At 72.9% G+C, this 13,708-nt stretch carries 13 protein-coding genes and 1 pseudogene; 1 reads left to right on the top strand and 13 read right to left on the bottom strand.

Translation table 11 applies throughout. From position 1 onward, the window contains the following. Positions 1-65: 65 nt before the first annotated feature. Both HUV60_RS07120 and HUV60_RS33545 read right to left on the bottom strand, forming a co-directional pair. On the bottom strand, positions 66-431 hold the full coding sequence (locus tag HUV60_RS07120) for an STAS domain-containing protein (protein WP_257848219.1): 366 nt from the start codon (positions 429-431) through the stop codon (positions 66-68). 384 nt (positions 432-815) lie between these two features. Continuing rightward, a pseudogene (locus HUV60_RS33545) lies at positions 816-1,238 on the bottom strand (hypothetical protein); the annotation flags it as partial. A 117-nt stretch (positions 1,239-1,355) separates the two neighbouring features. On the opposite strand from HUV60_RS33545, the gene HUV60_RS07110 reads away from it, so the two are divergent. Then, entirely contained in the window at positions 1,356-2,027 is a 672-nt protein-coding gene (locus tag HUV60_RS07110; protein ID WP_257850132.1) for a phosphatase PAP2 family protein, read from the top strand. Between the two features lie 2 nt (positions 2,028-2,029). Here HUV60_RS07110 and HUV60_RS07105 read toward each other — a convergent pair whose 3' ends face one another. Genes HUV60_RS07105 through HUV60_RS07055 form a run of 11 tightly spaced genes read right to left on the bottom strand, consistent with a single transcriptional unit; the run spans position 2,030 to position 13,707 of the window. Next, positions 2,030-3,412: a glutamate-1-semialdehyde 2,1-aminomutase gene (locus HUV60_RS07105; protein ID WP_257848221.1), complete on the bottom strand. Its 1,383-nt coding sequence runs from the start codon at positions 3,410-3,412 to the stop codon at positions 2,030-2,032. Positions 3,413-3,419: 7 nt separating this feature from the next. Then, positions 3,420-3,971 carry a dTDP-4-dehydrorhamnose 3,5-epimerase family protein gene (locus HUV60_RS07100; RefSeq protein ID WP_257848222.1) on the bottom strand — a complete coding sequence of 184 codons (552 nt, stop codon included), beginning with the start codon at positions 3,969-3,971 and terminating at the stop codon, positions 3,420-3,422. Continuing rightward, positions 3,968-5,191 (bottom strand): polysaccharide pyruvyl transferase family protein, encoded by a 1,224-nt coding sequence (locus HUV60_RS07095; RefSeq protein WP_257848223.1) that lies wholly within the window; start codon positions 5,189-5,191, stop codon positions 3,968-3,970. The genes HUV60_RS07100 and HUV60_RS07095 overlap by 4 nt, the downstream gene beginning before the upstream one ends. Next, positions 5,188-6,135, bottom strand: coding sequence for a glycosyltransferase family 2 protein (locus HUV60_RS07090; RefSeq protein ID WP_257848224.1), 948 nt, complete (start codon positions 6,133-6,135; stop codon positions 5,188-5,190). Before HUV60_RS07090 ends, HUV60_RS07095 begins: the two co-directional genes overlap by 4 nt. Then, the gene (locus HUV60_RS07085) at positions 6,132-7,421 is read right to left on the bottom strand and encodes a hypothetical protein (RefSeq protein WP_257850133.1); all 1,290 of its coding nucleotides are present in this window, start codon (positions 7,419-7,421) and stop codon (positions 6,132-6,134) included. The genes HUV60_RS07090 and HUV60_RS07085 overlap by 4 nt, the downstream gene beginning before the upstream one ends. Positions 7,422-7,426: 5 nt before the next feature. Further along, positions 7,427-8,749, bottom strand: coding sequence for a DUF4910 domain-containing protein (locus HUV60_RS07080; RefSeq protein WP_257848225.1), 1,323 nt, complete (start codon positions 8,747-8,749; stop codon positions 7,427-7,429). Further along, complete coding sequence (locus HUV60_RS07075) at positions 8,737-9,762, bottom strand: NAD-dependent epimerase/dehydratase family protein (RefSeq protein WP_257848226.1); 1,026 nt, start codon at positions 9,760-9,762, stop codon at positions 8,737-8,739. The genes HUV60_RS07080 and HUV60_RS07075 overlap by 13 nt, the downstream gene beginning before the upstream one ends. A gap of 3 nt (positions 9,763-9,765) precedes the next feature. Continuing rightward, positions 9,766-10,410 (bottom strand): PIG-L deacetylase family protein, encoded by a 645-nt coding sequence (locus HUV60_RS07070; protein ID WP_257848227.1) that lies wholly within the window; start codon positions 10,408-10,410, stop codon positions 9,766-9,768. Beyond that, on the bottom strand, positions 10,407-11,207 hold the full coding sequence (locus HUV60_RS07065) for a glucose-1-phosphate cytidylyltransferase (RefSeq protein WP_257848228.1): 801 nt from the start codon (positions 11,205-11,207) through the stop codon (positions 10,407-10,409). The genes HUV60_RS07070 and HUV60_RS07065 overlap by 4 nt, the downstream gene beginning before the upstream one ends. Continuing rightward, on the bottom strand, positions 11,204-12,439 hold the full coding sequence (locus HUV60_RS07060) for a class I SAM-dependent methyltransferase (RefSeq protein WP_257848229.1): 1,236 nt from the start codon (positions 12,437-12,439) through the stop codon (positions 11,204-11,206). Before HUV60_RS07060 ends, HUV60_RS07065 begins: the two co-directional genes overlap by 4 nt. Then, positions 12,436-13,707: a glycosyltransferase gene (locus HUV60_RS07055; RefSeq protein ID WP_257848230.1), complete on the bottom strand. Its 1,272-nt coding sequence runs from the start codon at positions 13,705-13,707 to the stop codon at positions 12,436-12,438. Before HUV60_RS07055 ends, HUV60_RS07060 begins: the two co-directional genes overlap by 4 nt. Between the last annotated feature and the right edge of the window lies 1 nt (position 13,708).

Below are 13,708 nucleotides of genomic sequence, written 5' to 3'. Positions count from 1 at the left end.
GTGAGTCTTCGGCTGACGGCTCGACCCCTGCACATGCCAGTGCTCCGATTCGGCGTGGGGCGCTGTCAGGAGGCCACAGCCTGCTCGGTCGTCGGGTGGCAGGGGATGAAAGCGTCGACTCCGGTGACCTGCAGGAGGCGCTGTATGGGTTGCTGGGCACCGGCGATGCGCACCCACCCCTGTGCCTGCGTTGTCCGCAGATGGGTGGCGATGAGGATGTTGATGCCGGTGGAGTCCATGAAGCTCACCCCGCTGAGGTCGGCGACGATCCGCGCCGGTGCTGCTTCAGCGGTTCCCAGCAGGGCATCGCGGAAGATGCCCTCGACGTCGTGATCGATCTCGCCGTGCAAGGTCACGACATGGATTCCGCCGACCTTGCGGTGCGCGGCGCGGAGAGGGTCCGGCCGGTCGGCTTGCTCGGTGTCAGTCACTGTTTCCTCGTCTGCTGTCCGGGACGCCTCTGCAGGGACGGCCGGAAGCGATTCTGCCCCACGATGGCGACCGGATGCACCGACGCACACATGGCGGGGCCGGCGTGGAGTGGGAGAGGAGCGGGCTGCAGGCGGATCGCGACGGAAGGGGGTGGGGTCATTACCGACAGCGACGACTGCAAGATGCTCGGTCAGTTCATGATGCACGCCGCGTGCAAGCTGGAGCAGACGGCAGTTGCCTCCCTGACACCCGCCGCCGCCCTCCCGCCGGTCGGCCAACCCAGGTCAGCACCGCCGCAAGAATGTTCCGGGCCCACCTCGCGACTTCGCTGCTCAATTCGAGGGATGGTCACGCACCGCATCCCAGAGGGGCCGGCCGGGGCCGGGCCTCCCGCCACCGTGCTCAACGAGCCGCAGCAAGGCGGCGACGCCGGGCCCCTCCCTTGTGACCACGGCAGCCACGGGCCTACCGCCATGCCAGCGGCCGGGGCGAACATCGGGTTGAGACCGACGTGCTCGACCCCGGGGGCACGGGCCGCGAGTTCCGCAGCCGTGCCCGTCCGGACGGAGAGCGTGTCGGCGAGCAGCGCGCCCGGGGGCATGAGCCGGGTCACGGGGGCGACGGCCTTGAAGGCCACGGCCTAGTACTGCAACGACTGCTTCGGGTCACGAGGTGTCGTTGCAGTACTGGTGGACGGCGAGCAGGACGAGGTCCGCGCGGCCGAGGGCAGCCGCCAGTTCGGGCCCCGGCGCGGTGACGTCGGCCACCAGGCAGGAGTCCCGCTCCTCCGGATTGGACGGCAAGGGACACTGACGCGGTCGTCGCGGGGGAGTTGTCCGCAGGGCGGAGCATCCGCCGGGCGCGGCGGCGATGATGGACCGATGTGGGAAGAAGATTTGACCCGGCTCACCCGCGGCGGGCGTATGGCCGGTCGTCCGGTGCCCGTGGTGCTGCCCCCGTCGCTGCGCGGGTGGCTCGGGGCGGTGGCGGTCCTCGGCGCGCTGGTGGTCGGCGTGCTCGGGGCCCTGTACGCCGACGGCAGCGAGCCCGGCACAGTGGACACGTGGATCTGGGCGGTGGTGGAGGGCGTGGGGCCGTCGCTGCGGAACGCCGCTCTGGCCACGGACTTCCTGGGGGAGCCGGTGGGAGCGGCGACGCTGGTCGGGGTCACCGTGACGGGCTGCCTGCTGCTTCGGTGGCCCCGCGCGGCGGTGCTCGTCGTTGCCGGCGCCGGCCTGGCCGTGGGGACGACGAAGCTGATCAAGCCCTTGGTGGGACGGACCATCCACGGCGACGACAACTTGTCCTACCCGAGCGGGCACACCGCCTTCCTCACCGCGTTCGCCCTCGTGGTGGCGCTGCTCGCGACCGGCAGGCTCGGCCTCGGCAGGACGGCCGGCGCATTACTCGTGCTCGCCGCGGCACTGGTCGCCGGCGCCGCCATGGGCTGGGCGCAGGTCGCCCTGGGCGCGCACTACCCGACCGACGTCCTCGGCGGCTGGTGCACCGCACTGGCGGTGACACCGGCGACCGCGTGGCTGGTCGACCGGACGGCTGACCGGATGGCCGACGCCGGTCGCCCGGAGCCTCGCTGACGTCACGCCAAGCGGCGGAAAACGGGCTTCACCGGTCGTCCGCCCAGCCAGGGAGCGGGGTCACCGGCGTCCAGTGCCTTCCGGTACACCGCACAGGCCTGGGCCACCACGTCGACGGTGTGATCGATGTCGGCGTCACCGAGCGCGCTGCTCACCACGAACGACGGCGCCAGCACCCCGCCCGCGATGAGCTGGCGCAGGAACAGGGTGCGGTACTGCTGCGACGGCTGCCGGTTCTCGTCGAGGGTGGCGAAGACCAGGTTGCTGGCCCGGCCCCGGACGACGACGTGGTCGCCGACGCCCATGGCGGCCGCGGCGTCGCGGACACCGGCGGCCAACCGCTCGCCGAGGGCGTGCAGCCGCGCGGTGACGCCCTCCTCGACGTAGATGGTTTGCACGGCCGTCGCGGCGGCCAGGGAGTGCGTTTCCGCACCGTGCGTGGTGGACAGCAGGAACACCCGGTCGCCGGAGTGACGCAGCCCGCCCCGCTCCATCAGATCGCGGCGTCCGGCCAGCGCGGAGACGGCGAACCCGTTGCCCAGCGCCTTGCCGAACGTGGAGAGGTCGGGGACGACGCCGTACAGGCCCTGGGCGCCTGCCTCGGACCAGCGGAATCCGGTGATCATCTCGTCGAAGATCAGTACGCAGCCGTGCCGGTCGGCCAGCTCGCGCAGACCGGCGAGGTACCCGGGAGTGGGGTCTCCCCCGCTCGAACGGAGTGGAGAGCCCGGGGAAGGCTCGGTGCGGCCGGCGGGTTCGAGGATCAGACAGGCGACCTCGTTCCGGTACCGGGTGAGCAGTTCCTCCGTGGCGGCCAGGTCCCCGTAAGGGAACGCCACGGTGAGCTCGGTGGTCGCCGCCGGAATGCCGGCCGGCATCGGCGTGGTACCGATGAACCAGTCGTCGACGGAGAAGAACGGATGGTCGCCGCAGAGGGCCACCCGCGGGCGTCCGGTGGCGGCGCGGGCCAGGCGCACCGCGGCGGTGGTGGCGTCGGAGCCGTTCTTCGCGAACTTCACCATCTCGGCGGTCGGCACCGTGGCCAGGAAGCGTTCCGCGGCCTCGACCTCCACGACGGACGGCCGGACGAAGTTGCTGCCGCGGCCGAGTTCCCGCCGCACTGCCTCGATCACGCGTGGGTGGGCGTGGCCGAGGCTGACCGACCGCAGGCCCGAGCCGTACTCGATGTAGCGGTTGCCGTCGACGTCCCACACGTGAGCACCGCGGCCGTGGCTGATGACCGGGGCCAGGTTGTCGGGGTACTGGTCGTCGCCCTTGGCGTAGGTGTGCGCGCCCCCGGGGACCAGGGCGTGCAGCCGCTCGTTCGCCTGCCGCGACCGGGGCAGGAGGAACTCTTCGGTGTCTGGGGTGTCTGGGGTGTCCACGCCGGTCTCAGCTCTCCTTCTGCTTCAGGACCTCGGCGAGGCTCGGCGCCTCCCGGTCCCGCAGGGACATCGATGTGACCGGCAGCGGCCAGGGGATGGCGAGCTCCGGGTCGTCGAAGGCGATCGTCACGTCCTCGGCCGGATCGTGCGGACGGTCGATCCGGTACGAGGTGTCGGCGGTGCCGGTCAGCGCCTGGAAGCCGTGCGCGCACCCCGCCGGGATGTACAGGGTCGCCTGCGTCTCGCCTGACAGCTCGAAGAAGGCCCGGCCCAGGTAGGTCGGCGAGTCCGTCCGCAGGTCCACGACGACGTCGAAGATCCTCCCGTACGAGCAGCGCACCAGCTTGGCCTCGCCGCCGCCGGAGCGCAGGTGCAGGCCGCGCAGCACGCCCCGGACCGAGCGGGACAGGCTGTCCTGGACGAAGGCGTCCGGGTCGAGGCCCACCGAGCGGACCACGCCGGCGTCGAAGGTGCGGCAGAAGAAGCCGCGTTCGTCGGCGTAAGGCGTCGGCTCGAACAGGTACGCGCCGGTGATCGCCGGGACTTCGGTCGCTTTCACGGGGTCTCCCGCAGGGTGTGGTCGTGGTCGTGGCCGGTCGCCGGGAACAGGGCCGCCGTCAGGGCGGTGAACTGGTGATCGAGTTGCGCGGTGGCGACCAGGTTCCGTTCGGTGAGGGTCCGCCGCAGCTCCGCCGAGCTCCGCTCCAGCGCCCGGAACTGCCCGAGCAGCCGGTCGGCGTCGACCTCGCGGGCCGGGTGGCAGTACGCGTCCAGCCCCATCCGGGCCATGAGCGTGTCGCTCTTCGCCGCATAGCTGAGTGCGAGCGTCGGCGTGCCGGTCTTCAGCGCGCAGACCAGGTTGTGGTAGCGGGTCGCCACCACGGTGTCGGCAGCCGCCGTCTCCTTCATCAGGTCGGCCAGCGAGGTCGCCTCGGCAGCGGTGACCAGCGGCGAGCCCACCGCGTCGAGGATCGCCCCGGCCACCGGCGCGTCGCACGCGTCGCCGGTGAGCAGCCGGACCGGCCTGCCCTCCCCGACCAGCGTGCGCACGAAGCGGATCGTCCCGTCGAGGTAGCGCCGGTGGATCTCCTCGGCCCGGGCGCGGTCGTCGTTGCCGCCGTGGAAGTCCATGACACCGACGCAGACGTGGCCCGGCGGGCCCGGGGACGCGCCCGCCGGCGGCGTCGGCAGGGCGAACGCGAGGTCCGGGTAGACCTCGTCGCGCGCGGTGTCCACGCCCATCGCCCGCATCGCGTCGCGGGACAGGGCGTCCCGGTACGACCGGTAGGTGGCCAGCCGCGCCGACCAGCGCACCAGGGTCCGGGTCGGCCGGTCGCTGATCGTGTCCGCGCCGACGCCGACCAGCGCGACCCGGGTGCGCAGCAGCCGGCCGCCCGCGCAGAGCAGGAACAGCGAGTACGGGAAGCCCCACGGCCGCAGCGGCAGCGTGGCCTCCAGGACGCCCATGCCCGGCACGATCACCACGTCGTGCCGGCGCACCCAGGCGGCGGTGCGGACGGCGTCGACGAGTTTGCCCAGCCCCTTCCCCACGATCGCGCCCGCCCGCGACGCGGTCCGGTACTCCCCGCGGTACCAGTGCAGCCGTGTCGCGGGGATCCCGTACCGGGCCGCCACGACTTCGGGTCCGCCGCACAGCGCGTCCACGACCGCCTCCGGGTGCTCGGCGCGGAGGTACCCGAGCACGGCCTCCAGCGACCCGTCGTTGCCGAGGTTGCCGGAGCCGAGCAGGCCGAACACCCCGACGCGGGCAGCGGTCACGCCCGCCTCCCCTCACGGCCGGCGACGAGGGCGTCGACGGAGACGGTGAGCCCGGCCGGGTCGACCGGGGCGCGGTCCTCGACCCGCTCGCCGGCGCCCGGCCGGACCCGGCTGGTCATCCACGCGGCCAGGTGGCGGTAGCACGCGCGCCGGTCGGCCGGGGACAGCGGCGCCCGCCGGATCGCCGAAACGAAGCCCCAGACGTACTCGGCGAGCAGCCGGGGCGTCGGGTGCAGCAGGCCGGCCCGGCGCGGGTCGAGATTGACGCACCGGGAGCGCTTGGAGGGGTTCGCCCGCTCGGCGCGGGCGGGGTGGTCGCGGCGGAAGTACAGCAGCTCCGGCACCTGGTGGAAGGGGCCGTGCAGGGTGATCTCGGCGACGAACGTGCGGTCCGCGTGGTGGTAACTGTCGTGCGGCTTCACCCGGCGCAGCACATCGGCCCGCATCACCCCGTAGAAGTCGTCGCCGCCGGGCTCGAACAGCATGCTGCGGAAGCGCTCCGGCGCACGCGGCGAGGCGGTGGCGAGCCCGTATGCGTAGGGGACCTTCACCTGGCCGTCGCCGTCGACGACCGCCTGGTCGGTGTGCGCGAGGATCACGTCGGGCCGCTCGTCCAGCGCCTGCACGCAGCGCCGCAGCAGGTCCCGGGCGTACAGGTCGTCGTGCGAGGCCCACTTGAACAGCTCACCGCGGCACGCGGTGAACACGTGGTTGTGGTTCGGCGCGGCGCCGATGTTCCGGGACAGCCGTATGTACCGGATGCGGGAGTCCCGCGCGGCGTACCTCCGGCAGATGTCCTGGGTCCCGTCCGTCGAGGCGTTGTCGGAGACGACCAGCTCGAAGTCCTCGTAGGTCTGGCCCAGCAGGGCGTCGAACGACTCGGCCAGGTACTCCTCGCCGTTGTACACGGGCAGGCCGATGCTCAGCCGGGGTCGGTCGGTCATGGCGTCCTCACTTCGCGGATGGTGTTCTGGTGGTGCTCGCGCAGGGCGGACCGCAGGTGCAGCCACCACACGGCCGAGCCGCAGACGGTCGCGGCGGCGACGCCCCAGGCCGAGCCGGCCGTACCGGCCACGACCGCCCCGCCGAGCCCGCCGACGACGTAACAGGCGGAGGCGAACAGCTGGCTGCGCAGGCTGAGCCGGGCCGCGCCGAGCGCGCGCAGCCCGGCCGCCGCGCCGGTGCCGAGTCCTGCGCCCGCGACGCCGAGCGTGACCGGCACGATGAGCTCCGCGGCAGAACTCCAGACACCGCCGAGCACGAGTTCGCCGAGCCGGTCCGGCACCAGCAGCAGGGCCCCGCCCCAGAGCAGCGCGGCGACGGCCTGCCCGCCGCCGAGCAGGAGGCAGAACCTGCCGAGCTGCTGCGGGGCCCGCCGCCGCACCCGCGCCGCCTCCGCGACGGTGACCAGGGAAAGCCCCATCAGCAGCGCGAGGAACGGGCCGAGCAGCAGCTCGGCCCCCCGGATCACACCCACCGCGCCGACCCCGACGATCGCGCCGAGCCCGTACGCCCGCAGCTGGCTCGCGCCGCTGTTGCTGACGTTCTCGACCAGGTACCGGTAGCCGAGGTCGCGGTGCTCGCGCACCCACTCGCGCGCTCCGGCCAGGCGGGGCCGGATGCCGGACTGGAGGCAGCCGTACACCGCGGCCACCGCGGCGGACCCGCCCCAGGCGAGCACGAAGGCGGACACGCTGCCCACGCGGGCCGCCGCCACCATGGCCAGGGCGAGCGCGACGCCCCACACGACGTCGTTGACGAACGCCTTCCGCCCGGTGCCGGCGGCGAAGAACGCGAACCGCCACGCGTCCTGCAGCAGCAGCCCCGGCAGTACGACTCCGAGGCAGGCGAACGCGGTCCCCACACGGCCGCCGAGAGCGAGACCGGCCACCGCGGACGCGGTGCCGAGGGCGGCACCGACACCGAGCGCGGTACCCGACGACCGGGCCACCGCTCCGCGCCAGGACGCGTCCGACACGCCGCTGAAGCGCACCATGAGCGGGTCGGTGGCCACTCCGCGGGAGACGTTGAGCACCACTCCGTAGGTCACCCAGGCGAGGCTGAACACGCCGAACGCGGTCAGCCCGAGCGAGCGGGCCACGTAGATGCCCACCGCGAAGTTGGTCATGCTGGAGGCCGCCTGGTCGGCCAGTCCCCAGGACAGCCGCCCGACGACGGCCCGCCTGGCGGTCGTCGCCCTCGGCCTTGCCTTCTCCCCCTCGGTGGTCATCGGCGTCATGCCTTGAGCAGCCCGGTACCGTGCAGGGCGTCGGCCGCGACCGCGACGGTGTCGAACGGCAGCCCGGACCGCTCGGCGACATCCAGCAGGCTGTGCTCGCCGTCGGAGAGGCTCAGCACCCAGAGCATGGCCATCTGGGCGTGCTTCGCGTCGCTGCGGCCCCCGAGCGAGTCGTACAGCCCGCGCCGGCCCAACTGCGGCTCGCCGTAGGGGCTGAGGTTGACGTACCGCCGGTTGCGGTCCAGGACGGCGAACGCCTCGCGGCAGACGGCGAGCGTGTCCGCCATCGCCCGAGGGGAGACGAAGTCCAGGTTGTCCGCCGAGGTGTGGTACTCGGGGTACCCGGCGTACGGGGTCCGGCTGAGCGAGCCCACGCCGAGATCGAACCCGGGCGAGCAGAACTGCCGCTCGTCGTAGCCGTACGGAGTGAACTCGGCGATCCGGTGCGGGCGTTCGGAGGCGGCCAGCACGTGCCGCAGCACCCGGTCGATCTCCGCGTCGCCGCGCCTGCTCTGCTTGTAGGTCAGGTCGCCCGGGTCGCCGGCGCAGGCCAGTACCAGGCCGTGCCGGACCCTTCCCCCAGCTCTCGGCTCCGCTTGAGCAGGGGATACCCCATTCACCCGCTCGGCGTTGCGGGCGAGCCAGGTGATCGCCCCGATGGTGCCGGGGGCGAAGATGAACCGGTAGGTGTAGTAGGGACTTTGCTCCGCCAGCGCCCGGGCCAGGAAGACCGCCACCGCGATGCCGGCCAGGTTGTCGTTGGCGAGCGACGGGTGGCAGACGTGGCAGGAGACGATCACCTCGTCGGGGACCTGCCCGGGGACCACGTGTTCGGCGTAGGTGAGGTGGCCGTCGGCGAGCGTGGAGTCGATGCGCACCTCGTACTCGCCGTCCGGCAGCGCATCCAGGGTCTCCTGGGCCAGGCAGAACCCCCATTCCGGCTTGTAGTAGCTGGTGCGGTACGGCACCCAGGACGGGTGGTCCGGCAGGGTGTGCAGGTGTCCGCGCAGCTCGGACAGCGGCATGGTCGCCGACACCGGCACGCTGTAGCCGAGCACGTGCAGGCTGGACGCGGCGAAGTCGACGACCCGGTTGCCGGCGGTGTCGGCGATGTAGGCGTCCCGGATGTTCCACTCCTGCGGCACCGTCCAGTCGAGCACCCGGGTCCCGGTCGGCACCTCGTGCACCTCGAGCGGGGCGTACTCGCCGACGATCTCCAGGGTGGCGCGCACACCGTCGCCGGTGATGCTCCGGCACAGCGGGTACAACCGCTCCACCAGCGCGTGCATCTCCTCGCCGACCTCGGTCACCGGCGCCACCGCAGGGTGTCGTCGACGGTCCCGGTGCCGGAGGCCGCGCGCAGCACGGCGAGGCGGGTGAAGCGCCGTTCGAAGTCCTCCCGGGTCAGCCCGTGCTCCCGGTAGGCGTCGGCGAGTTCGAGCGCGCCCTGCTTCACCGTCCACTCGCAGTCGAAGCCGGGCACCGCGGCCCGGAACCGGGAGAAGTCCACCCGGTAGGACCGCGGGTCGGCGCCGGTCTCCCCGGTGATCACCACCTTGGAGCCGGACACCGCCTCGGCGACCTGCCCGGCGATCTCCGCGACCGTGACGTTGTTGATCTCGCCGCCGATGTTGAACGCCCGGTCGTGCACCGCCACCCGCGGTGCGGTCAGCGCGGCGGCGAAGGCCCGTGCGATGTCGGCGGCGTGCACCAGCGGACGCCAGGGAGTGCCGTCCGAGAGCACGAGCACCTCCCCGGACAGGAGCGCGTGGCCCACCAGGTTGTTCAGCACGATGTCGGCACGCAGCCGGGGAGAGTATCCGAACGCGGTGGCGTTGCGCAGGTACACCGGGCTGAAGTCGCCGTCGGCCAGCGCGTGCAGGTCGTCCTCCACCCGCACCTTGGACTCCGCGTACGGTGTCACCGGGCGCAGCGGGGCGTCCTCGCCCACCAGGTCGTCGCCGCCGGCGGCCCCGTAGACCGAGCAGGTCGACGCGTACAGGAAGCGCTGGACCCCCGCGTCGCGGGCCAGTTCGGCGAGCCGCACGGACGCGTGGTGGTTGATGTCGTAGGTGAGTTCCGGTGCCAGCGAGCCCAGTGGGTCGTTGGACAGCGCGGCCAGGTGGATCACGGCGTCCACCCCGGCCACGTGCTCGGCCGTGATGTCCCGCAGGTCCACCCGTGTCCCCGGCGGATCGGTGGGCGCCGGGCCGAGGACGCAGTCGGCGAACAGGCCGGCGTCCAGACCGACGACCTCGTGGCCCGCGGCCGTGAGGACCGGGGCCATCACGGTGCCCAGGTAGCCCTGGTGTCCGGTCAGCAGTACACGCACGCTTCATTCCCCCAGGTCGAGAGTGAGTTTGGTGACGGCGAACGCCTCGGCGTAGCGGGCGTGGCATTCGATGCCGCGGATCCGGGCCAGCCCCAGGAAGGCCTCCCGGTCGTACCAGGGCCGGTGCCGCTGCGAGGGGTAGTGCTCCTGCAGCAGCCGCACCTTCCGCTCGGCGGTCTCCGGCGACAACGGCTGGTACGCCGCCATCCGGCCGAGGTCGCCGTCCCACTTGACGATCTCGTAGCCGAGCACGAGGTGGTCCCGGAACGCGGTGGTCATCAACCGCGCCAGCCCGCGGTGGTCCTGGTGCGCGTCCTCGGTGCGCGGGGCCAGCACGAGATCCGGTTCGGTCCGTGCGCGCAGTTCCTCGACCGCGGCCTTGGCCTCCTCCCAGTGCGCCGGCATCCGGCCGTCCGGCAGCTTGAGCACGGTCAGCCGCAGGTCGGCACCGGGGCAGAAGGCGGCGAGCGCGGCCCGCTCCTCCTGCTCCCGCTCGCCGCCGCCGGAGAGCACCAGCGCGTCGACGCGGATCCCGGGCCGGGCGAGGCACAGCGTCAGCAGCGTGCCGCCGGCGCCGATGGCGATGTCGTCGCAGTGCGCGCCCACCGCGGCGAGCCGGTCCAGGCGCCCGGCGCCGAGCCGGATCACGCCCTCGCCCCGGCGCCCGCACCGTCCCGTTCCCACACCGCCCACGGGCGGTCGCCCCGGGCGTAGGCCTCGTCAAGCGCGGCCCGCTCCTTCACGGTGTCGGTCGGCTTCCAGAAACCGCGGTGCCGGTGGGCCACCAGCCGCCCCTGCTTGGCCAGCTGCGCACATCCGTCGGCGACCAGGTCACCGCCCTCGGGGATGTGGTCGAGGACCTCCCGGCGCAGGACGAAGTAACCGCCGTTCTCCCACAGCGGCAGTTCACTCACCGGGGTGATGCCCCCCACCAGGCCGTCCTCGCCCAGGTTCACGCAGTGGAACGAGGACTGCGGCGGCACCACCATCATCGACGCGCCGGCGTCGCGCCGCGCGAACCGGTCGATCATCTCCGGCAGCGGGGCGTCGGTGAGCACGTCGGCGTAGTTGGCGAGGAACATCTCGTCGCCGTCCAGGTGGTGCCGCACCCGGCGCAGCCGCTCCCCGATCGGCGACTCGATGCCGGTCTGCGCGAACGTGATCGTCCAGTCGGCGATGTCGGTGGACAGCAACTCGGTCCGCCCGCCCCGCAGGACGAAGTCGTTGGACGTCGTCTCCTCGTAGTTGAGGAAGAAGTCCTTGATGTGGTGCGCCCCGTAGCCGAGGCACAGGATGAACTCCGTGTGCCCGTAGTACGCGTAGTAGCGCATGATGTGCCAGATCAGCGGGCGCGGCCCGACCATCGCCATCGGCTTGGGCACGTCGTCGGAGGTCCCGCTGCGCATCCGCAGCCCGTAACCGCCGCAGAACAGTACGACCTTCATCGCTCGACCTCGACAATGCTCAGTTCCGGTATGGGGAAGACCAGCCGCCCGCCCCACTCGTGCACGAAGGACAGCTGCTCGGTCAGCTCGGCCCGCAGGTTCCACGGGAGCACGAGGACGTAGTCCGGCCGGTCGACGGCGATCCGCTCCGGCGGCAGGATCGGGATGCGGGTGCCGGGGGTGAACCTGCCGTGCTTGTAGGGGTTGCGGTCGACCGTGTACGGCAGCAGGTCGGGCCGGATGCCGCAGTGGTTGAGCAGGGTGTTGCCCTTGCCCGGCGCGCCGTAGCCGACGACCGTCTCGCCGCGTTCGGCCGCCTCGATGAGGAACCGCAGCAGGTCACGGCGTACCTTGGCCACCCGGGCGGCGAACTCGGCGTACCCGGAGAGCTCCTGCAGCCCGGCGGCCTTCTCCCGGTCCAGGACGTCGGCCACCCGCCGGGACGGCTCCCCGGCCACCCCGTCCGGCCGCGCCCACAGCCGGACGGAACCGCCGTGCGTCGGCAGCAACTCCACGTCCACCAGCGTGAGTCCGCCGCTCGCCAGCGCCCGGGCCGCGGCCGCGACCGTGTAGTACTGGAAGTGCTCGTGGTAGATCGTGTCGTACTGGTTCTCCTCGATCAGGGTCAGCAGGTGCTGCACCTCGATGGAGACCCAGCCGTCGTCGGCGACCAGGGCGCGCAGCCCCCGGGTGAAGCCGACCACGTCGGGTATGTGCGCGTACACGTTGTTGGCCACGACCAGGTCCGCCGGGCCGTGCTCGGCGCGGACGCCGGAACCGGTGGCCGGGTCGAGGAACGCCGTGAGCGTGGGCACACCCGCGTCCCGCGCGATGGCGCCGACGTTCACCGACGGCTCGATGCCGAGGCAGCGGATCCGGCGGTCCACCACGTGCTTCAGCAGGTACCCGTCGTTGCTCGCGACCTCGACCACGAAAGAGTCCGCGCCGAGACCCAGCCGGGCCGCCGCGTCGGCGACGAACGTGCGCGCGTGCTCCACCCAGGAGGTCGAGTAGGAGGAGAAGTACGCGTACTGCGTGAACGTCTCCTCCGGAGTGATCAGCGGAGGGATTTGCGCGAGCCAGCAGTCCGTGCACACCCGCAGATGCAGCGGGTACGCCGGTTCCGGCCGGTCCAGTCGGTCCGCGGCGAGAAAGCTCTCGCACGGCGGAGTCGCCCCCAGGTCGACGACGCTCGCGAGCGCCCCCGAGCCGCAGAGTCGGCATCGTGTCATCTACTGCCCCCATCCCGCCCGCGCGGGTGATCCCGCCGCGAGCCAGTGCTTCCGTCCCCCGGCGGCGGGCCGTCCCCGCCGCCCGACCGCCCCGCGACCGCGGTGCGGTACCCCTCCAGCAGGCGCTCCAGCCCGACGGCCGGGCTGAAGTCTTGCTCGTAACGGCGCCGGGCCGCCTGCCCCATCTCCCGGTTACGGGCCGCCTCGGCGGTGATGTGGCGCAGGCAGGACGCGAGCGAGGCGGCGTCGCCCGGCCGGTGCAGCAGCCCCGTCCTCCCGTCCTCGACGAGTTCGGCGAAGGCGCCGTGCCCGGCGGCGACGGCCGGTACCCCTGCCGCCATCGCCTCCACGACCACCAGGCCGAAGGTCTCCCACCACGTCGAGGGAGCCACCACGGCGACCGACCGCGCGACGGCCTGGCGGCACTGAGCCGTGTCGTACAGGCCGGCGTACCGCACGTCGTCCCGGCCCGCCGCCCAGGCGGCCACCTCCCGCTCCAGCGGCCCCGACCCGACGATCACGAGCGGCACGCCCGCGCCGCCGCCGGTGGCGATCTCGTCCCACGCGGCCATCAGCAGCCGCACGCCCTTGGCCTCCGCGAGGCGGCCGAGGAAGAGCAGATGCTCACCGTCACCCGCCCGGCGGACCTCCGGGTCGGGCACGAAGTTGTGCTTCACCGCCAGCCGTCCGGCGGGCATGCCGGCCTCCACCAGGACGTCGCGCTGCGCCGCGGAGATGCAGAAGAACCGCTCCACGCCGGACCACCACCGTCGCCGGTTGACCGACAGGCTGACCGCGAGCGGCACCGTGGCCAGCCGGGAGCCGCGGTAGCAGCCGTGCCGGACGGCGGGCAGCGGCGAGGCTCCGACGCACTCGGCGCACGGCCGGCCGTCCCGCTGCAGCGTGCCGGGCGGGCAGACCTGGGTGTAGTTGTGCAGCGTGGCGACGGCGGGCACGCCGGCGTCGGCGCAGGCGGCCAGCACCGCCGGCGACAGGAGCGGGAAGACGTTGTGGATGTGCACCACGTCCGGCCGTTCGCGGCGCAGCCGCGCGGCGAGTTCCCTGCGGACCGCGGGATTCCACGGCACGAGCAGCGGCAGTGCGGCCTTGCCGGGCAGGGACCGGCCGGCGATGTCGTCGCTGCGCCGCTCGAACAGTCCGACCCGGTGGCCGGCCCCGCGCAGCAGCGCCGTCTCCTGGTCGACGACCTTGTTCTCCCCGCTCGGCTGCGCCGAGGCGTAGCGGTTGTGCACCACGAGGACGTGCATG

The sequence above is a fragment of the Streptomyces sp. KMM 9044 genome, from assembly GCF_024701375.2.
In the GTDB taxonomy this organism is placed as follows: Bacteria; Actinomycetota; Actinomycetes; order Streptomycetales; family Streptomycetaceae; genus Streptomyces.
This window is presented reverse-complemented; position numbering and strand designations above follow the sequence as displayed.